This window comes from Streptosporangium sp. NPDC049078 (assembly GCF_040648855.1).
In the GTDB taxonomy this organism is placed as follows: Bacteria; Actinomycetota; Actinomycetes; order Streptosporangiales; family Streptosporangiaceae; genus Streptosporangium.
Window position 1 is genome coordinate 244734 of the sequence record NZ_JBEZEL010000001.1, and the last position, 19904, is coordinate 264637.

20 protein-coding genes are annotated in these 19904 nt (G+C 68.2%); 3 read left to right on the top strand and 17 right to left on the bottom strand.

What is annotated here, in order from left to right; all coding sequences use genetic code 11:
- Window positions 1-1145: 1145 nt before the first annotated feature.
- The 3 genes from AB0B90_RS01000 to AB0B90_RS01010 form a co-directional block, all read right to left on the bottom strand.
- A complete protein-coding gene (locus AB0B90_RS01000; protein ID WP_350946430.1) occupies window positions 1146-2018 on the bottom strand; it encodes a DUF3037 domain-containing protein in 873 nt (290 codons plus the stop codon).
- Between the two features lie 4 nt (window positions 2019-2022).
- The gene (locus AB0B90_RS01005; RefSeq protein ID WP_362920122.1) at window positions 2023-2826 is read right to left on the bottom strand and encodes a HipA family kinase; all 804 of its coding nucleotides are present in this window, start codon (window positions 2824-2826) and stop codon (window positions 2023-2025) included.
- 401 nt (window positions 2827-3227) lie between these two features.
- Window positions 3228-4391 (bottom strand): acyl-CoA dehydrogenase family protein, encoded by a 1164-nt coding sequence (locus tag AB0B90_RS01010; protein WP_350946428.1) that lies wholly within the window; start codon window positions 4389-4391, stop codon window positions 3228-3230.
- Window positions 4392-4553: 162 nt separating this feature from the next.
- Between AB0B90_RS01010 and AB0B90_RS01015 the strand changes: the two genes are divergently transcribed.
- Window positions 4554-5855, top strand: a complete 1302-nt coding sequence (locus tag AB0B90_RS01015; RefSeq protein WP_350946610.1) for a UDP-glucose/GDP-mannose dehydrogenase family protein — start codon at window positions 4554-4556, stop codon at window positions 5853-5855.
- A gap of 783 nt (window positions 5856-6638) precedes the next feature.
- Here the strand turns inward: AB0B90_RS01015 and AB0B90_RS01020 are convergent.
- The 5 genes from AB0B90_RS01020 to AB0B90_RS01040 form a co-directional block, all read right to left on the bottom strand.
- Entirely contained in the window at window positions 6639-6875 is a 237-nt protein-coding gene (locus AB0B90_RS01020) for a DUF397 domain-containing protein (protein WP_350946427.1), read from the bottom strand.
- A gap of 225 nt (window positions 6876-7100) precedes the next feature.
- Complete coding sequence (locus AB0B90_RS01025; protein WP_362502443.1) at window positions 7101-7226, bottom strand: hypothetical protein; 126 nt, start codon at window positions 7224-7226, stop codon at window positions 7101-7103.
- A gap of 95 nt (window positions 7227-7321) precedes the next feature.
- A complete protein-coding gene (purE, locus tag AB0B90_RS01030; protein ID WP_350946425.1) occupies window positions 7322-7825 on the bottom strand; it encodes a 5-(carboxyamino)imidazole ribonucleotide mutase in 504 nt (167 codons plus the stop codon).
- A gap of 220 nt (window positions 7826-8045) precedes the next feature.
- Entirely contained in the window at window positions 8046-9203 is a 1158-nt protein-coding gene (locus AB0B90_RS01035; protein WP_362920124.1) for a 5-(carboxyamino)imidazole ribonucleotide synthase, read from the bottom strand.
- A gap of 106 nt (window positions 9204-9309) precedes the next feature.
- Complete coding sequence (locus tag AB0B90_RS01040) at window positions 9310-10257, bottom strand: hypothetical protein (protein WP_350946423.1); 948 nt, start codon at window positions 10255-10257, stop codon at window positions 9310-9312.
- 294 nt (window positions 10258-10551) lie between these two features.
- On the opposite strand from AB0B90_RS01040, the gene AB0B90_RS01045 reads away from it, so the two are divergent.
- On the top strand, window positions 10552-11130 hold the full coding sequence (locus tag AB0B90_RS01045) for a GtrA family protein (RefSeq protein WP_362920126.1): 579 nt from the start codon (window positions 10552-10554) through the stop codon (window positions 11128-11130).
- 114 nt (window positions 11131-11244) lie between these two features.
- On the opposite strand, the gene AB0B90_RS01050 is transcribed toward AB0B90_RS01045, so the two are convergent.
- From AB0B90_RS01050 to AB0B90_RS01090, 9 genes are all read right to left on the bottom strand, one after another.
- Window positions 11245-12522: an ATP-binding protein gene (locus AB0B90_RS01050; protein ID WP_350946421.1), complete on the bottom strand. Its 1278-nt coding sequence runs from the start codon at window positions 12520-12522 to the stop codon at window positions 11245-11247.
- 3 nt (window positions 12523-12525) lie between these two features.
- Window positions 12526-13194 (bottom strand): response regulator transcription factor, encoded by a 669-nt coding sequence (locus AB0B90_RS01055; RefSeq protein ID WP_012888073.1) that lies wholly within the window; start codon window positions 13192-13194, stop codon window positions 12526-12528.
- A 250-nt stretch (window positions 13195-13444) separates the two neighbouring features.
- Entirely contained in the window at window positions 13445-13927 is a 483-nt protein-coding gene (gene bfr / locus AB0B90_RS01060) for a bacterioferritin (protein WP_350946420.1), read from the bottom strand.
- Between the two features lie 15 nt (window positions 13928-13942).
- On the bottom strand, window positions 13943-14164 hold the full coding sequence (locus AB0B90_RS01065; RefSeq protein WP_362502459.1) for a (2Fe-2S)-binding protein: 222 nt from the start codon (window positions 14162-14164) through the stop codon (window positions 13943-13945).
- Window positions 14165-14444: 280 nt separating this feature from the next.
- A complete protein-coding gene (locus AB0B90_RS01070; protein WP_350946418.1) occupies window positions 14445-15062 on the bottom strand; it encodes an MBL fold metallo-hydrolase in 618 nt (205 codons plus the stop codon).
- A complete protein-coding gene (locus AB0B90_RS01075; RefSeq protein WP_350946609.1) occupies window positions 15059-16144 on the bottom strand; it encodes an S-(hydroxymethyl)mycothiol dehydrogenase in 1086 nt (361 codons plus the stop codon). The genes AB0B90_RS01070 and AB0B90_RS01075 overlap by 4 nt, the downstream gene beginning before the upstream one ends.
- 76 nt (window positions 16145-16220) lie before the next feature.
- Entirely contained in the window at window positions 16221-17348 is a 1128-nt protein-coding gene (locus tag AB0B90_RS01080) for an adenylate/guanylate cyclase domain-containing protein (protein ID WP_362920129.1), read from the bottom strand.
- A 3-nt stretch (window positions 17349-17351) separates the two neighbouring features.
- Window positions 17352-17867, bottom strand: coding sequence for a PH domain-containing protein (locus AB0B90_RS01085; RefSeq protein WP_350946416.1), 516 nt, complete (start codon window positions 17865-17867; stop codon window positions 17352-17354).
- A 33-nt stretch (window positions 17868-17900) separates the two neighbouring features.
- On the bottom strand, window positions 17901-18725 hold the full coding sequence (locus tag AB0B90_RS01090) for a biotin--[acetyl-CoA-carboxylase] ligase (RefSeq protein ID WP_350946415.1): 825 nt from the start codon (window positions 18723-18725) through the stop codon (window positions 17901-17903).
- Between the two features lie 153 nt (window positions 18726-18878).
- On the opposite strand from AB0B90_RS01090, the gene fdhD reads away from it, so the two are divergent.
- Window positions 18879-19895: a formate dehydrogenase accessory sulfurtransferase FdhD gene (gene fdhD, locus AB0B90_RS01095; protein WP_362920131.1), complete on the top strand. Its 1017-nt coding sequence runs from the start codon at window positions 18879-18881 to the stop codon at window positions 19893-19895.
- The last annotated feature ends 9 nt before the right edge of the window (window positions 19896-19904 follow it).

Sequence of the window (19904 nt, forward strand, 5' to 3'; positions counted from 1 at the left end):
CTTTCGCTGATTCCGAGCAGAGTGGTCGCCGCGTGATCACCCGTCGCCGTGGAACTCATCGGGGTGTGCCGTCGCGCGGATGTGACGCCTGTCTTGCGGTTGAGGGCATCGATCGGAGGGCTGTGCACCTTTCCGGCCCGAGGGGTCGGCCCACCCGCACGCCATGCGCGGCGATCGCCGGCAGAGCGTGGGACTCGGCAGGCTCGTCGTCGGTGAGGCCGAATGTCCTTGTCGCGGGATGAGCGGTGCCCGCCGTCTCGTGGCACCGAGCATTCGCCCCAGGCGGCTCACGGGCTCTCCGGCACGCGAAGGACGATCTCGTCGGCGCCGAAGGAACCCTGGTCGCCCACCCCGGCGCCGCGCTGACGAGGGTCATCGCCGCCGGGGCGCGAGAGGTCTCCTCATAGCGCGCCCCAAGAATCCGTGGCAGACGCAGCGTTACTATTTCGTAACGTATGACGTATGCCGACTGATGTCTGGGTGTAATGTCCCATTAACAGGGATGTCTCGCAATAGTCCACTGAGCGGGTGAGGCGCACCTTTGTCCATCCCGGCGCCACGACATCAGATGATCTTCCACGACACGGTGGACCTCTCGCGGGGCGCGGCAGAGGCCTGTCGCTCATGCGCACGATGCGACCCGGCGGACAGTGAGTCCGATCTTGCAGGTCAGGAGCCGACGTCTCCGTCGTCGCGCCGGTCGCCGACGACTAGGCGCAGTCCTCCGCACGGCGCTCGCGACGCACCGGATCCCTGCCGGATCAGCCCGCGCTCCGGGCAGAGCGGGGGAGGAAATCACTTACTTCGGCAGTGGTGAATCACCGTCGCCGATGTAACTTTCATCGGCGACGGCGATCACGTCCGCCGGTTCGCTCAATCTTGCGGTAGGTGCCGTAGGCCACCCCACACCGACCAGACCGAAACCCGGAGGCACAGGCGAAACCCGGTCCACGGGCATGGTTCGGACCGGGTTTCCGCTGGTCGACGGTCTACTTGAAGAGCTGGCGGGCCATCACCATGCGCTGGATCTGGTTGGTGCCCTCGTAGATCTGGGTGTTCCCCGCTGCACACTCAGACAACCAGGGCGTGGGGCACTCCTATGGAGGACGGCCCGCGCCGGACTTCAGCCAATCGGTTCTGCGCTATCACTTCGCCGCCAGCAAGGCTGCGGCGCGGGCAGGGACCGCATCGACGTCGTCAAGCGTGTGCACCGCCGCGCCAAGACCAATGAAGACTTGCTCTGCCTCTTCATACGCGAACTCTTGCTGTGCCGTCTCTGGGGGCACTACGACAATCTGGAGATCCACGTCGGAGGCTACCTCGCTGACCGAGTCCTGCGCGTCGATCAGGCGGGCCTCGTCGCCTCGCCGGAGTCGCTCTATTGCGTAACCCCATGCCTTGACGCGGGTGGAGAGGTCATCGATCGAGCTGATTTGGAAGGACCATGCTTGCGTGAGCTGAATTGCGGAGCCGTTGGCGACGGCGATGTCGATGAGAGAGTTCAGCCGATCCCCGATGTAGATCCGACATTTCGGCTTCAGCAGCGATCCCGGGATCTCCGCCCGGTTGTAGGCGTCTTTCAGGTCCTGGACTGCCCTGATCCTGCTTATCGACTGCTGGCGCGGAGGCAAGGCGGGATCGATCATCATACTGTCGAAGATCATCGCCAGCGCCTCTTCGGCCCGTCTCGCGATGACGGGAGCGGGCGCGCTGAGTTGAACGGTATTGCGATGGTCTCGACAGAGTCGATCAAGCCACGCTTCCCCGAGTGGCTCTCCTCTGTCCACCTCCACCGCAGCCCTGGCGTCGGCGATCTCGCCTGTCACGCGGGCCATGAAGCGTTCAGATACCTCTAGAACCGGCTGCGGAGCAAACCTGCGGATCCGCTCGATGTTGGACAGGCGGCGAACGGCCCAGTCCCCGGTGACCGGATCCCCGGCGATGACCCCGACGTTCACAAATTCACCTGTCTGCGGATCGGGGAGACAGCGGATGATCGAGTACAGGTAGCGGCTCATCGATCTACCCCTCCCTCCGGATCAGGTTGCGCACCCGGCCCGCTACGACTGGAGCGCGGTATTCGAGGAACCAGCCCAGTGTGGCCAGTTCTTCATCGGTTGCTGGCCATGATGCTGGCACGCCGCACATGATGTTGACGAGAACTTCGCGGTCAATTTTCTCAAGGGCATCCGCTACCAGGGAAACCGCCTCCGCGTTCAGCCCATTCCGGACGTCTGGCAACTCGTTTGGCTCGTCCTTCGCTTCACGCAGGACCTGAGGCGAGATCTCTCCCGTGTTCGGCGGAAGATAAAGACCGTGATCATGAGAGTAGACGGTGTAGTCGTCTTCCAAGTCGTGCAGCCATTGCGGATCATCCCCGTAGCACCAGTCATAGAGCGCGTAGAGACCGACGTGCCGGCTGCGGTTGTCGTCACGCCGCCTGTGGCCGAGTCTGTCCCGCACTTCGTCGGCGTGCCGGATGGTTCGGCTCGCATGTCCTATCCCCGGAGTGAGTTCGACACCTCTGGCAATCCCATGCCCACGGAGCTCCTCCGGGATCCGGATGAGACTGCTCTGGCACACGGGTGCGCCGATGAGGGCTCCCACGCGGCTGACGACATACTCGGCCACGAGAGCGCCACGTGCCCAGTTCCGAGTGCAGCCCTCAAGGACCTTGACGAAGTAGTCGTGCCCGTCGCCGGCCCTTACCTGAAAGGGTGAGCCCCACGAGGCCCGGCCGGGCTCCAGGATGGCGACAACCTGAAGTTCGTCGAAGTCGTCGTTACGCCCGCCGACTCGTCCCGCCCAATCACTCTCGCCGACCACTCGGTCACCTTCCGCACGCAACCCAAAACCGTGAGTGAGAGTACAGGCGGGACGGACGTTTGCTTGTGGATTGGCGAACCTGCAATGGAAAAAGTGGCTCTCCGCACGTCACCGCGGCCTCCGATCACAAACCGGGGCTATCAAATGGCAGGTCGGCCGTCTCAATCAAGGCACTGGCCGAGCACCTCGGCTCCGCCGATCCAGGGTTCGCTCTCCGTGTCTGCGCACACATGATGCCGGCCTCACACGACCGCGCCCGCCAGGCCATCGACGACCCGTTGTCCTGGCCGCGGTTCCTCTCTCATGAAACAGGAACAGAACGGTGATTGTTCAGGGTGCGAAATCGGACGCCGGAAACCTCGTCACCGAACTCCGGTGGGCGGGGTTTCCGGCGTCGACAACTACTTCAACAGCTGCCGAGCCATCACCATGCGCTGGATCTGGTTGGTGCCCTCGTAGATCTGGGTGATCTTCGCGTCGCGCATCATGCGCTCGACCGGGTAGTCGCTGGTGTAGCCGTACCCGCCCAGGAGCTGGACCGCGTCGGTGGTGATCTCCATCGCGGCGTCGGAGGCGGCGCACTTGGCGGCGCTGGAGAGGAAGGTGAGGTCCTTCTGCGGTTCGCCGTGCATGGCGAGTTCCGACTTGGCGGCGGCGGCGTAGGTGAGCTGGCGTGCGGCCTCCAGCTTCATCGCCATGTCGGCGACCATGAACTGCACGCCCTGGAAGTCGGCGACGGCCTTGCCGAACTGCCTGCGCTCCTTGACGTAGCCGATCGCGTAGTCCAGCGCGCCCTGGGCGATGCCGAGCGCCTGGGCGGCGATGGTGACGCGGGTGTGGTCCAGGGTGGCGAGGGCGGTCTTGAAACCGGTGCCCGGCTCGCCGATCATCCGGGACGCGGGGATCCGCACGTTCTCCAGGATGACCTGGCGGGTCGGGGAGCCCTTGATGCCGAGCTTGCGCTCCTTCGCCCCGAAGCTGACGCCCTCGTCGCCCTTCTCCACGACGAACGCGGAGATGCCCTTCGCCCCGACGCCCGGCTCGGTGACGGCCATCACCGTGTAGTACTCCGACACCCCGGCGTTGGTGATCCACATCTTGGCGCCGTTGAGCACGTAGTGGTCGCCGTCGAGGACAGCGCGGGTCTTCATGGCGGCGGCGTCGCTGCCCGCCTCGGCCTCCGAGAGGGCGTACGAGAACATCGCGTCCCCCCGCGCGACCGGCGGGAGATAGTCCCGCTTGAGCTCCTCGGAGGCCGCGAGCATCAGCGGAACGGTGCCGAGCTTGTTGACGGCGGGAATCAGCGAGGACGAGGCGCAGGCCCGCGCCACCTCCTCGATGACGATCACCGCCGCGAGGGCGTCGGCGCCGGCGCCCCCGTACTCCTCGGGGACATGCACGGCGTGCAGGTCCGCCGCGACGAGCGCCTTGTAGACGTCCCAGGGAAACTCCCCGGTCTCGTCGGCCTCGGCGGCGCGAGGGGCGATCTTCTCGTCGGCGAGAGCGCGGACCGTCTCGCGGAGCATCTCGTGCTCCTCGGGCAGTGCGTAGAGAGGGTAGCTCATGGGAAAATACTAGGACGTCCAACAAAACATGGAGCGCTCCACCCCATGTGGTATGTCCTGCGGCGTTTGCGCAGGTGGCAAAGTGGGACCACAAGGTGCCGATACCCTGTCGGCAAAGAATTGGGCAGAACGAAGGGAGCACCAGTGGCCTACCGCCTCACGATGGTGGGAACCGGATATCTCGGTGCGACGACTTCCGCGTGCATGGCCGAGTTGGGCTTCGAAGTCCTCAGCCTCGACGTTGACGCGGAGAAGATCGACCGCCTGCGGGCCGGCGATCTGCCCATCTACGAACCGGGCCTGCAGGAGATCCTGCGACGCAACCTGGCCAACGGCCGACTGCGCTTCACCACCTCGTACGAGGAGGCCGCGGCCTTCGGCGACGTGCACTTCCTGTGCCTGGGCACGCCGCAGAAGCCGGGAGAGTACGCCGCGGACGTGTCCTACCTGGACGCCGCGATCGAGTCGCTCGCCCCCCATCTGGACCGAGAGTGCCTGATCGTCGGCAAGTCGACCGTCCCGGTCGGCACCGCGCAGCGCCTCGCCGACAAGCTGGCCCGGCTCGCCCCCATCGGCGCGGGCGCCGAGCTCGCGTGGAACCCCGAGTTCCTTCGTGAGGGCTTCGCGGTGAAGGACACCCTCCACCCCGACAGGATCGTGCTCGGTGTCGCCTCCGACCGGGCCGAGAAGGTCATGCGGGAGGTGTACGCCTCCATGCTGGAGATGGGCACCCCGATGGTGATCACCGACTACCCCACGGCGGAGCTGGTCAAGGTGGCCGCCAACGCCTTCCTCGCCACGAAGATCTCCTTCATCAACGCGATGGCCGAGGTCTGCGAGGCCGCCCACGCCGACGTCAAGCAGCTCTCCCTCGCGCTGTCCTTCGACGACCGCATCGGCGGCAAGTTCCTCAACCCCGGTCTCGGCTTCGGCGGCGGCTGCCTGCCCAAGGACATCCGCGCCTTCATGGCCCGGGCCGGTGAGCTCGGCGCCGACCAGGCACTGACCTTCCTGCGGGAGGTCGACGCGATCAACATGCGCCGCCGCGCCCGCATGGTCGACCTCGCCCGCGAGCTGGCCGGCGGCTCCTTCCGCGGCTGTACGGTCGCGGTGCTCGGCGCCGCGTTCAAGCCCAACTCCGACGACATCCGCGACTCGCCCGCCCTGGACGTCGCCGTCAAGATCAGCGAGCAGGGTGGCCGGGTCACCGTCTACGATCCCGTCGCCCAGGAGAACGCCCGCAAGGCCCACCCAGGACTCGCCTACGGCACCTCGGCCCTGGACGCGGCCAAAAACGCCCACGTCGTGCTGCTGCTGACCGAGTGGCAGGAGTTCGTCGCGATGGATCCCGAGGAGCTGGGTTCCGTGGTGATCTCCCGCAAGATCGTTGATGGTCGTAACGCCCTCGACGCCGAGACCTGGCGGGCCTCCGGCTGGCACTACCGCGCTCTGGGCCGTCCCTGAGCGCAGCGCGTCATCCCGCGCCCCTCCCCTCGTCAGGGTCGTTCCGAGGCGACCCTGACGACACGGCCGGGCGTACCTCCCTTTGCCGCATCTCTCCCGGGTCGAGGCATGTCGCCCTGAAGCGAACCCGCCGGTCTCGCCAGAACGGCGTGGACGTCGCGAGGTCCGCTCACGTGGCAGGCGGAGCGGACACGACGGCGGGTCCCCGGTTTGTGCCGGAAACGGGCCGGATGGTCGTCGACTTCTCGGATATCGCGTCGGTCACCACTGTCTCTCAGGTCACCAGTTCCAACCGCCCCAGTGATATCTACGATGCCAGCGCCTGCGGCGATGGTAGTGACGGTGATGGTGGTAGTGCCAGTGCGGGTCGTGAGCCGGCCAAGCACCCCCCGGGAACATCGTGATACCCATCGGGACACCTCTCTCGTAGTAATCCCTTGGACATGACAATTACTACGATATTCGAAATTTCATGGCAAAAAACACCAAATCGCCCCCAAGTTATCCGTATAACGCTTTTGGCGGCGATTACGGCGAAGTCGCTCGCACTGCAGCAGGGCGAGCCGCCTCACAGAACCAGCTCTTCCTTTTCTTTCGACAAAAGGGTTTTTACCCTCACGGGTGAGCGGTGGCCGAAGCGTGAACCCCGAGGATGGCGCACCTTTCACCGGGTCGACCCGGCGGGCGATCCGATCGCGGCGACGAGGGAGAAACCCTGGAAGCGCGCAGCAAGAAGGCCCCCGTCACCGACGAGGGCCTTTTACCCGCCCCGATCCCGTCGGGTCAGTTGTCGAACTCGCCGAGTTTCACGCCCCCGACGAAGGCGTCCCACTCCGAACGGGTGAAGAACAGCTTCGGTCCGTCGGGATTCTTGGAGTCGCGCAATACGTAAAGAGAACCCGACCCGGCCTTGTGGCCCTCCTCGGGAGCGTCGACAACGGCCACCTCGACGCAAGGACCGCTGTCGTCCCCCTCCGGGGCCGCCTTGCGCCAGACGGCGTTGCTGAGGTCTGCTTCCACGTCGTCATCACCCTCGCTATGTCGGCGGTCGCCCACAACGGGCGCGGTCATTCGCGCGGATCGCCCCCGCAACGCCGACAAGCCTCCGTCACGTCCCGAGGATGATCTCAGTGACGTGCCCTCCTGTGACGGCTCCGCGAACGGGTGGCGGGCTCCACGCACACAGTATCCGGGCCGTCCGAGACAGCCGCAACGACGAAGAGACCAAGCCGGAGCACCAGGAAGTCAGCGCGTCGAGACGGAACTCACGGCGGAGTCGGTGGTCTTCTGACTCTCACCCATGCCCAGGCTTCCGAACACCGCCAGCACCGCCACCGTGAGCCCGAGGACGGCGCGGATAGCGTTCCTCATGATCCCCACCTCCAAAATCCGTGGAGATCTGCTCCTTCCCTCCGAGTCCTCATATATCCGTATTGTTGTCAAGCTATTGGCCAAAAGCGGCCATATCAGGCGCCGAGCTGGGCGGCTTCGGCGCGAAGCTTCGCGCCCTTGGCATGGGCTTGGTCCTTGAGGGCGACCTGGAACGCCTCCATCTTCGCCCGCAGCCCCTCGTCGGCGGCGGCGAGGATCCGTACGGCCAGCAGGCCCGCGTTGCGGGCACCCCCGACGGCGACCGTCGCGACCGGGACCCCGGCGGGCATCTGGACGATCGAGAGCAGGGAGTCCATACCGTCGAGATACTTCAGCGGGACGGGGACGCCGATCACCGGCAGGGGGGTCACCGAGGCGAGCATGCCCGGCAGGTGGGCGGCTCCCCCGGCGCCCGCGATGATCACCTTCAGACCGCGCCCGGCCGCCTCCGCGCCGTACGCGATCATCTCCTCGGGCATGCGGTGCGCGGAGACCACGTCGGCCTCGAACGCCACCCCGAACTCGGCGAGCGCCTCGGCGGCGAGTCTCATCACCGGCCAGTCGGAGTCGCTGCCCATGACGATGCCGACGGTGGTCATGCTTTCTCCCTGTGCCTCGTCGCGACCGACCGGCCGCGCGTTCGCGTTGGTGTCCTGCCCCGCGGAGGGGGCAGCGGTCTGCTGTGCCGCCGGAGCCTTCACCCTCCCGGGTCTTCCGGCGCTCGGGACCTCGGTGGTACCGGGGTGTTCCACCGGCACGGCCCCGGCTGCCGCCGACTGCCGCCGACTGCCGCCGACGACAAGGTGTCCCGAAGCGAGCTCAGGTGTATCTTCCCTCGGCGAGATAGACCGCGGCGTGCCTGGCACGCGCCCGGACCTCGTCAAGGTCGGTTCCCATGGCGGTGACGTGGCCGATCTTGCGTCCCGGCCGCACCTCCTTGCCGTAGAAGTGGACCTTGATCCCCGGGTCGTGGGCCATCACGTGCTCGTACCGGGAGAAGATGTCGGGGTCGTCGCCGCCCAGGAGGTTCGCCATCACCACCACGGGGGCGGTCGGCGCGGGCGACCCGAGCGGAAGGTCGAGGACCGCACGCAGGTGCTGCTCGTACTGGGAGGTGCGGGCCCCGTCGATCGTCCAGTGGCCGCTGTTGTGCGGGCGCATCGCCAGCTCGTTCACCACCAGCCCCGAGGGGGTGGCGAACATCTCCACGGCGAGCAGCCCGGTCACACCCAGCTCCTTGGCGATGGTCAGGGCGATCCGCTGGGCCACCGCGGCCCACTCGGGGTCGAGGCCGGGAGCCGGGGCGAGCACCTCGACGCAGATGCCGTCGCGCTGGACGGTCTCCACCACCGGGTAGCTGACCCCCTGCCCGTGCGGCGACCTGGCGACCAGCACGGCGAGCTCCCGCTCGAACGGCACGAACCCCTCGGCCATCAGCGGTACGCCGGAGGCGAGGACCTCGGTCGTCTCGCCCGCCGAGTGGCAGACCCAGACGCCGCGCCCGTCGTAGCCGCCCCTCACCGCCTTGAGCACGACCGGCCAGCCGTTCTCCGCGGCGAACCCCTCGACGTCGGCGACCGTCTCGACCCGCCGCCAGGGTGGGCAGGGGACGCCGATCGCGGTCAGCCGCTCGCGCATCACGGCCTTGTCCTGGGCATGGACGAGCGCCTCCGCGCCGGGACGCACGGCGAAGCCGTCCTCGGCCAGGGCGCGGACGTGCTCGGTGGGCACGTGCTCGTGGTCGAACGTGACCGCGTCACACCCCTTGGCGAGATCGCGCAGGTCCGCCAGCGACCGGTAGTCGCCCAGGCGCACGTCGGCGATCACACGGGCGGCGCTCTCGTCGGGCGAGTTGGCCAGGACCCGCAGCTCGATGCCGAGGGCGATCGCCGCCTGCTGCGTCATCCGGGCCAGCTGGCCCGCTCCGATCACGCCGACGACGGGTCCGATGGGACTGGCCAAAGAAGGGCTGCTCACAGCGGTTAAGTTTACCGTCGCACGATGCGCGGCCAGGCGTCGGGCGGACGGCGGGCGGACGGCGGGTGGCCGGCGGACGTTGTGACAGGGTCGTGACGGGGTGAGGTCAGTCCGCCGTGAGGGTGGCGAGGCCGCGGCGCAGGCCGGTGGTGGCGAGTTCGGCACCCTTGCCCATGATCTCGGTGGCGACGAGCACGACCTCGGTACCGGTCAGCCTGGCGGTTCTGGTCCTGCCGGTGAAACCGCGCAGGTCGGCCTTGCCGTAGAGGGGGCGGGCCAGGGCGGAGCGCCCCTCACGGGCCCTCTGCCGGTGTTCGATCTCCAGGGCGTGGATGACCAGGGCACCGCCGCCGGGCAGCAGCAGCGCGCGCTGGGGGCCGACGAGCAGGCGGACCTCGGTGGTGAGACGGTCGGGCCGCACGCTCTGCGGGCGCCTGACCAGATCACCGAAGAGATCACGGGCCGGGTCGCCCTTGGGGAAGGTCACCCCGCTCACCCCCGCCGGGTCGGTCAGGTAGGCCAGGTAGCGCTGCGGCACAAGGCGGGCCTTCACCCCCACCGACGGGTCGTCGGCGGGCACCGCGCCCTCGGTCGGCTCGCGGATCTCGCCCCTGATCGGGATGGGCCCGGCGCCGAGCCGCCACTCGCCGCCCTCCTGGACGAAGAGGAAGTAGGCCGGGTCGGGCTCTCGGGCCAGGGCGACGAACCAGCGGTCCTCGCCGACGGTGCCCGGCAGGTACAACTCCGCCACGCTGTAGGACTTCCTGGCGGGGGCTGGGCGGCCGTTCCGGGTCGCCTCACAGGCACGACCGCCCAGCGCTCTCTCCGCCCAGGTGGTGAGCCTCTCGACCGTCGCGCAGTCCTTGTCGCGCCAGGCGTCGTCGAGCCTGCTCAGCAGCGCGAGGGCGTCGGTCGCCTCGCCGAGCTCCACCTCGGTGGACGCCTCGCGCGACGGGCCGCCGGCCTCGGGGGTGGTGACCCGCGTCTCGCTCCCCGCACCGCAGGCGGTCGTCATCGACAGGCCCAGGATCAAGGCGAGGAGTCGGCGGCGCAAGGGTGGATCCCCGGGGTAGTGGCCGTCGCGTACGGCAGTCCGTCTGGACCGACCACGGGAGGCGGAGCTGCCGAGGGCTTCCCGTGATCTACCGGGTCAGCGTAACGTCACCGCCCCCATTTATCCCGTGTTATGAGACATTTGTTGAAAAGGCACTTGCTGACGGATATCTACACCGACGAGTCAACCTCGCGCGGATCACGCCTCCTCACCGGTAACCTGACCCGAAGAGTGTTCGAGATCCTCCGAAGCGGCGGATCGGCGGCCGACCCCCGAAAGGACCGTGCAGGAAACGTGGAGTTTCTCCGACACGCCTACCGGCGGCTCGCCGACCTGGCGCGCGAGCTGGCGAAGTTCGGGACGATCGGCGCGATCGCCTTCGTGGTCGACACCGGCGGCACCAACCTGCTCAGGTTCGGTCTCGGCTGGGGACCGCTCACCTCCAAGGTGATCGCCACTATCGTCGCGGCGACCCTGGCCTACCTGGGAAACCGCTACTGGACGTTCAGGCACCGCGAGCAGAGCGGCCTCGCCCGCGAGTATTTCCTGTTCTTCGTCCTCAACGGCATCGGCCTGCTGATCTCGCTGCTGGTGATCGGCTTCGTGACCTACACCCTGGGCCTGCAGGACGTGCTGAGTTACAACATCGCCCTGCTCACCGGTACCGCCCTCGGGACCCTGTTCAGGTTCTGGTCGTACAAGAAGTGGGTCTTCCTGCCGATCTCGCCGCCCGTGGGGCAGGCGGAGCCCGTGCCCGGTACGCCGCCCAACCGGTCGGCGGTGCCGAACAGCCAGGTCAACGGCCACATGTATCTCCTGGGCAAGTCGGCGGAAGAGAACACGCCCCCCACCGGCCCGCGCCAGTCCGGCTGATCCGCGCGTTCCCTCGACCCGGGGTGATCGTCCGCCGCACCGGATCGGACGGCCACGAGATGGCACCCGCGGAAACGAGTCCTGCTTCGATCGAAGCGCGCCGGCCGGCCGCGGTCAGGCGGGCCCGCGGACGACGCGGTTCCTGACGGTCTCGCCCACCTGACGCAGAAAGAGCGCGAACGTCGCGGGACGCGCCTTCACGAGCTCCAGACGTCCGCCGTCCGCCGCGGCCTGCGCCCTGGCGAGGGGCAGGCCGAGCCCGGTGCCGCCGCCCCCGCTCACGTTCCGCTCGAAGACCCGCGGAACCAGGTCGTCGGTGATGCCCCTGCCCTCGTCGGCCACCTCGATCACGACGGACCTCTCCTTGGTGCAGGTGGTCACGGTCACCGTGCCGTCTCCGTGCTTCAGCGAGTTCTCCAGCAGGGTGGAGATCACCTGGCCGATGCCGCCACCGGTGCCCAGCGCCTGGAGCCCGCGCGTACCGGCCAGGCTGAGCCGCCGCCCGGCCCTGCGAAACGCGGGGCCCCACTCGATGAACTGCTGGTCGAGCAGCGTGTCGAGCTCGACGACCTCGGACTGTGCCTGACGCTGCCTTCTGGCGGTGGCCAGCAGCTCGTCGATCACGGCGGTGAGCCGTTCGGCCTGCACGATCGCGGCCTCGCCCTCCTCCTTGACGATGCCCGGCTCGTCGGCGGCGGCGACGATCTCCTCAAGTCTCATGGTCAGGCCGGTGAGCGGAGTGCGCAGCTGGTGGGAGGCGTCGGTGGCGAACTCCCGCTCCCTGGACAGGAGGTCGGAGATGCGGGTCGCGCTGCGGTCGAGCACCTCGGCCACCCGATCGAGCTCCTGGATGCCGTAGCGGTGCTTGCTCGGTCTGGCGTCGCCGGAACCGAGCCGCTCAGCGATCATCGCAAGGTCGCTGAGCGGTAAGCTCAGGCGGCGCGACTGCACTATGGCGAGCCCCACCGCGACCGCGAGGGCAGCCGCGGCGAGTCCCAGGATGAGGAACAACCACGCGCGGACCTCGCGCTCCACTCCCGTCTTGTCCCGGCTGACCGCGACGTACACGCCGTTCTCCGACTGCGCGTCCTCGGTCATCTTCTGGTTCTCGGGGGGCTCGGTGCCCACCGTTATCACCTGGGGCGGCGTCCCTTTCGCGTAAATCTGAATGTAGAGATCGGAATACTTGCGCTGCAGCTGGTGCTCGTCGACGGGCTGATCCTGGATCCGGGCGTACTCGACCTCCCCCAGCAGGCTTCTGGCGTGCGAGGAGAGCTCCTGGGTCGCCTCCTCCTCGATGAGCCGGTTGACCGCCACACCGAGGGGGATGCCGAGCAGCAACACCCCGATGACCGCGACGAGGAGGGTTGAGGAGAGCAGGCGGCGACGCATCCCCTACTCGCGCTCGAACCTGAAGCCGACTCCTCGAACGGTCGTGATGTATCGGGGCTTGGCGGCGTCGTCACCGAGTTTCCGGCGGAGCCACGAGATGTGCATGTCCAGGGTCTTGGTCGACCCCCACCAGTTGGTGTCCCACACCTCGCGCATGATCTGCTCGCGGGTGACCACCTTTCCCGCGTCCCGGACCAGGACCCTCAGCAGATCGAACTCCTTGGTGGTCAGATGCAACTCCTTGTCTCCCATCCACGCGCGACGTGAGTCGGCGTCGATGCGCACGCCCTGGACCACGGGCGTCTCGGACGTGCCGCGCCGCAGGAGCGCGCGGACGCGCGCCAGCAGCTCGGCGAGGCGGAAAGGCTTGGTGACATAGTCGTCGGCCCCGGCGTCGAGGCCCACCACCGTGTCGACCTCGTCGACACGGGCGGTGAGGATCAGCACGGGAGTCCCGTGGCCCTCGGCGCGAATGCGCCGGGCCACCTCCAGGCCGTCCATCTCGGGCAGGCCCAGATCGAGAACGATCAGGTCTATGCCACCCGACAGAGCCCGCTCCAGAGCCTGCGGGCCATCAGGGCTCACCTCTACTTGATAACCCTCGCGGCGCAGAGCTCGCGCCAGTGGCTCGGAAATCGAGGTGTCATCCTCGGCGAGTAGTACACAGGTCATGTTGCGATCGTAGGACCTTAGGGGATCGTTTCCCGGGTACAGCGCGCGGTTTGACTCGTCGTTGACCTATCCATTGACCTGGGCAAACACTGATAAATCCCGGATAGTCATCCCGCAACGGCCGAGGGCCACGGAGTAGGTCTCCCGCATTGGAAGTGCCTGGAAAGCACAGCGCCCCAAAAGGGGGAGGCGACAAAACAGAACACGCCCACCAGAGGGGATCTGGTGGGCGTGTTCATGCTTTATTACCTCAAGACGCCGAGGGCGGCTCTGCGTAGCGGGCGAGGTAGAGCTGCTCCCCGAGGCTCCCGATGAGACCCAGCTCGGTCTCCAGGTAGTCGATGTGGTGCTCCTCGTCCTCCAGGATCTCCTCGAAGAGCCGGGCCGAGGTGGTGTCGCCCTTCTCACGCATCAGGATGATGGCGGGCTTCAGCCGGTTGACGACCTCAAGCTCGACGTCCAGGTCGGCGCGGAGCTGCTCGGCGACGGTCTGGCCGATGTGGAGGGTGCCCAGCTTCTGGTAGTTGGGCAGTCCTTCAAGGAAGAGGATGCGGTCGGTGAGCTTCTCCGCGTGGCGCATCTCGTCGATGGACTCTTCGCGGGTGTATTTGGCCAACCGGGTATACCCCCAGTTCTCCTGCATCTTGGCGTGCAGGAAGTACTGGTTGATCGCGGTCAGCTCCGCGGTCAGCTGCTCGTTGAGCAGTTCGATGATTTTCTTGTCGCCCTGCATGGCGGGCTCCTCGTGCTATGCGGTCGGCATCAAATCTTCAGACCGCTTCAGGATCGCACAGATTTTTCGCACGCAAGAAGCACAGTCGCCGCCGGCGCCCGTGGCATCGCGGATCTGGCGCGCGCTTCTGGCCCCTGCCGAGATGCAGTCGTGCACCTCGTTCTCGGTCACCGCGCGGCAGAGGCATACGTACACGGGAGTGCGACCTTTCTGGAGGCTACCATAGGTTAGGCACACCTAAACTAGCTCATTTGGTAAGCCTTGCCTATGTGAACTAGGGCACACGACCTTAATCTCTCTGTCATCGGTCCGAAGTTCCCACCCGGGCGGCAACCGGTCGACGTGCGGAAAACCTCACGACCTCAGGGCCGACTGGCGGGCGATCACCGGAAAAGGTCCGCCGGAAACCCGGGAAGGGGACCCGTGGACACACCACCGGGGCAGGGGAGCGGGAAACGCGAACGCGCCCCGGCGAAGGCCGGGACGCGTGAGCGGATCGAGTGCGGAAAGACGCGGGTCAGTGGCCCCTGGCGAGCCATTCCTCCAGGTGCCCCGCCTCCGCGCCGATGGAGGTGGACTCGCCGTGACCGGTGTGCACGGCCGTCCCCGGCGGCAGGGTGAGCAGCTTCGCCGTGATCGACTCGATGATCGTGTCGAAGGAGGAGAAGGACCTCCCCGTCGCGCCGGGACCCCCGTTGAACAGGGTGTCGCCGGTGAAGACCGCGCCGATCTCCGCCCCGTACAGGCAGACCGCGCCCGGAGCGTGGCCGGGCGTGTGCAGCACGGTCAGCTCGACTCCGCCGGCCGAGAGCACCTGCCCGTCCTTGAGCGGGGTGTACGGCAGGTCGGTGTAGACCATCTCCCACAGCACCTGGTCGGCCGGGTGGAGCAGGATCGGCGCGCCCGTCCGCTCGGCGAGGTCGGCCGCCGCGTCGATGTGGTCGTTGTGCGCGTGGGTGCAGACGATGGCCTTGACCTCGCGGTCGCCGACCCTCTCGGCGATCGCGGCGGCGTCGTGGGCGGCGTCGACGATCAGCACCTCGCTCGCCGAGCCGACGATCCAGACGTTGTTGTCGACGTCCCACGTCCCGCCGTCCAGCGAGAACGTTCCCGAGGTGACGACCTTGTCGATCACAGGATCACCACCGAACGCAGGACCTCGCCGCGGTGCATCTTCGCGAAGGCGTCCTCGATGTCGCCGAGACCGATCGTCTCGGAGACGAAGCGGTCGAGGTCGAGCCGCCCCTGGAGATAGAGGTCGATGAGCATGGGGAAGTCGCGGCTGGGCAGGCAGTCGCCGTACCAGGAGGACTTCAGCGCGCCACCTCGGCCGAAGACGTCGAGCAGCGGCAGCTCCAGCGTCATGTCCGGGGTGGGCACCCCGACCAGGACGACGGTCCCGGCCAGGTCGCGGGCGTAGAAGGCCTGCCGGTACGTCTCCGGGCGGCCGACCGCCTCGATGACCACGTCCGCGCCGTTGCCGCCGGTGAGCTCCTTGACCGTCTCGACCACGTCGGAGGTGCGGGAGTTGACCGTGTGGGTGGCGCCGAACTCCTTGGCCCAGGCGAGTTTGCGGTCGTCCACGTCCACCGCGATGATCTTCGAGGCGCCCGCCAGGGCGGCGCCGAGAACGGCCGCGTCGCCGACGCCGCCGCATCCGATGACCGCCACGCTGTCACCGCGGGTCACGCCGCCGGTGTTGATCGCCGCGCCGATGCCCGCCATCACGCCGCAGCCCAGCAGCCCGGCCACCTGCGCCGGTGCCGCAGGGTCGACCTTGGTGCACTGCCCGGCCGCGACCAGGGTCTTCTCGATGAAGGCGCCGATGCCCAGGGCCGGGCTGAGCGGCGTGCCGTCCTCCAGGGTCATCTTCTGGGTGGCGTTGTGGGTGTTGAAGCAGTACCAGGGACGGCCTCGCAGACACGCCCGGCACTCGCCGCAGACGGCCCGCCAGTTCAGGATCACGAAGTCACCGGGGGCCACCTCGGTGACGCCCTCGCCGACGGCCTCGACCACTCCCGCGGCCTCGTGGCCGAGCAGGAACGGGAACTCGTCGTTGATGCCGCCCTCGCGGTAGTGCAGGTCCGTGTGGCAGACACCACAGGCCTGGACCGTCACCACGGCCTCGCCAGGGCCGGGATCCGGCACGATAACGGTCTCCAGCGAGACGGGCTCGCCCTTGCCACGCGCGACCACGCCTTGCACGGTGTACGGCATGTCCTGCACCTCATCTGTCATGGTTTCGACCTTCACGGGGCCGCTTACCGATTGAACGGACCTGGGCACCCGGCAGTCAATGATTACCAGCCCGGCGCAACACGTAGGGCTGCACCACCCCCAGGCCACGGGCCGGCCGCTGGCGGATGCGGCCGATCTCGACACCGGGCGCGCCCTTCAGCGCCTCGGCCAGCCTGTCGTCGACGACGACCGTGCCGGGGCGGGCGATGGCGGTGAGCCTGGCCGCCAGGTTGACCGTCGTACCGAAGACGTCGCCCATGATCGGCAGCACCGGACCGTACGCGAGCCCGATCCGCACCTCGGGCCCGTACCTGCGGATCGCGCCGACCAGATCCAGGGCGATCACCGCGGCCTTCCTCGGGTCGGCCGCCGTGAAGAACACCTCGTCCCCGAGCGTCTTGACCATCCGTCCCCCGTGCTCGGCGACCACGTCCGAGGCCCGCGACTCGAAACCCTCGACCAGCTCGGCCAGGCCCCGCTCGTCCAGCTCGCGCGAGACCCGGGTGAAGGAGACCAGGTCGGCGAAGCCCACCGCGAGGGTGAGCCTGTCCGGCACGATCTCGTCGGTGATGTCGGCGAGCGTGAGCAGGCGGGTCCCCGCGGCGGCGAGCTGGGCGCGCCAGATGTGGACCAGTATCTGCTCGAAGTCGGGGAGCAGCCGGCGCGAGGTCTCCATGACCGCCGCCAGGTCCTCGTCGGTGGGGCGGCGGCCCGGGTCGAGCATCGCGCCGATCATGATCTCGGCCTGCCACTGCGCGAGCCTCGCCGTCGTCTGGCCGAGCGCCCTCGCCATCCGGATGACGGTCTGGTCGTCCAGCAGGTCGCCCTCCATCATCGCCCGGACCCGCTCCAGCACGGCCACGTCCGCGTCGGTGAAGGCCACGGCGTCGTCCGGGAGCGTGGCGAACCCCAGCGCGCGCCAGATCCGCTCGGTGAGCTCCTGCGGCACCCGGGCAAGACTCGCCACCTGGATCCGGGTGTGGCGAGGAGACGCCCCGACGAAGAGGCGTTCGATCTGCTCGGCCGTCGGGCGTCCGGCGTGAGCCTGCTCGGCCTCCGGAGGTCCGGCGTGAGCCTGCTCGGCCTCCGGAGGTCCGGCGTGGGCACGCTCGGCCGCCGGACGTCCGACGGGGACCTCCGCCTCTCCCCCGGCCTCCCCCGGATCCGGGAGGTCACGCCCCACGGGTCACCGTCCGGGTTCCGACGGCTCCCCGTCGAGCGCGTCGTCGAGCGCGCGGAACAGCTCGGCCCGGACCTCCTGGATGTGGGGGATGTCCCGCAGCGTGATCCGGCCCTGCTCGCTCGCCGACTCGACGACCAGCGTGCCGCAGCCCAGGAGCCTCTCCATGAAGGTCTGGTCGGCGCTGACCGAGTTCACCTTGACCATCGGGATGTCGTCGATGGACTTGTTCAGCACCCCGGTGCTGATGGTGAACCGGTGCGAGGTGAGGATGTAGACGGCGTTCTTCCAGCGCAGGTACGGAATGAACGACCACACCGTCAGCAGGCCGACGGCGATCACCGCCACCGCGACGCTCGCGTAGAGCCGATATTCGAAGTCGGGCATGAAGTAAAGGGCGGCACCGGATCCTGCGCTGATCAGGATCAGCATGAGGAACGGGCCGGTGAGTCGCTTCCAGTGAGGGTGGAACGACGTGATCCGTCGCTCCCCCTCCGTCATGTGGTGATCGGGTAGACCCATGGGGCAAATCGTGACACGTGCGCATGCCCTGCGTCACGAGGTGTGAGGCCGAACATGCACGACGTCACCCGCGCTGAGCGTGTGCTCCTCCCCCTTGGAGCTGACGAGCAGGTGCCCGGCGCGGTCGACGCCGGTGGCGGTGCCGGTCAGCACCCGCTCGCCCGGCAGCTCCACCCTCACCTCCCGCCCGACCGTGGCGCTGACCGCGAGATAGGCGGCCCGCAGGCCGCACGCCTCGACGTCGCCGTCCGCCTCCGACCACTCGCGGTAGTGGGTCTCGATCTCCCGCAGCACCGCGCGCAGGATCGGGTCGCGGTCGGTGCAGGCGGCCTTCTCGACGGCGAGGGAGGTCGCGGTCTCCACCGGCAGTTCCTCCGGGCGCACGCTCACGTTGAGGCCGACCCCCACGATCACCGCGCTGTCGATCCGCTCGGCGAGCACCCCGGCGAGCTTTCGTTCGCCGATCAGCAGGTCGTTGGGCCACTTGAGCCGTACGTCGATCTCGGCGACCTTCCGGACGGCCGACGCGACCGCCAGGCCGACGAGCAGGGGCAGCCACCCCTGGGTGGACATGGGCGGGTCGGGACGCAGGAGCACCGAGAACGTCAGGCCGGAACGCGGCGGAGCGCTCCAGACACGGCCGAGCCTGCCGCGCCCGGCGAACTGGGACTCGGCGACGACGACGGCTCCCTGCCGTGCGCCGTCGCGGACGGCGTGCGCGAGGTCGGCGTTGGTCGATCCGGTCCTGTCGACCACGGTGATGCCGGACCAGAGGCCCCCGGGACGGACCAGGGCGCGGGTGAGCGCCGCCTGGGAGAGCGGCGGGCGGTCAAGATCGGTGAAGGGCGAGTCGAGCACTTAGCCATCTTGCCTCCACTAACGACCCCCTGTTACCGAATTAATCCAATGACCAGGGAATACTGTTACCGAAGTCTGGGTCGGCGGGCAAGGTCAGGCCTTTGACCGGGTCGGGAAAGCGTGCGGAAGGTCGCGAAAAGAGACGATGAACGTATGAGCAGACATCTCAGCGCGCGGAACACGACCGGCACGGGGGGCGATCCCGGCTCCGAGATGGGTACGGGCCCGGCGGCGGCCCGAGAGGCGGGAGGGGACACCTCGGAACCTGCCTTCGCCAGGAAGGCGACTCCGGGCTCAAGAACGGACTCGGGCTTGGAGATCGTGGAGGCCGTGCGGAGACCGGGGCCCACCACCAGGGCGCGGGTCGGGCAGATGCGGGCGGGGACCCTTCACGAGCGCCGGGACGACCTCGCCACCGAGGAGCCGATGGAGATCCGCATCCAGGCGGGCGAGGAGCGTCGCACGGTCGCGATCACCATGCGCACCCCCGGGCACGACTTCGAGCTGGCGGCCGGATTCCTGTACGGCGAGGGGGTCGCGGCACCGGCGGACGTCGCGTCCGTCGCCTACTGCACCGACGAGGACGTGCCGCCCGAGGCGCGCTACAACACGGTGACCGTACGGCTGCGCGGTCGCGTGCTGCCCGACCTGCCCTCGCTCGACCGGCACTTCGTGACGTCGAGCGCGTGCGGCGTCTGCGGCACCGCCGGCCTCGACGCCCTGCGCGGCCGCTGCTCGCCGCTGCCCGACCAGGAGGACCTGCTCGTCTCCCCCGAGGTCCTGTACGACCTCCCCGACCGGCTGAGGAGCGCCCAGGGGGTCTTCGGCAAGACCGGAGGGCTGCACGCGGCCGGCCTGTTCACCCCCGACGGTGAGCCGCTCGCGGTCCGCGAGGACGTGGGGCGGCACAACGCGCTGGACAAGCTGGTCGGCTGGGCCATGATGGGCGGGAGGCTACCGCTGGGCGGGCACGTGCTCATGGTGAGCGGGCGGACCAGCTACGAGATCATGCAGAAGGCCCTCACCGCGGGCCTGCCGGTCGTCTGCGCGGTCTCCGCGCCGTCCTCCCTCGCCGTCGACCTGGCGAGGGAGTTCGGGATGACGCTGGTCGGCTTCCTGCGCGAGGAGCGCTTCAACGTCTACGCGGGGGCCCACCGCATCGGCCGTTGAACCGTCCGC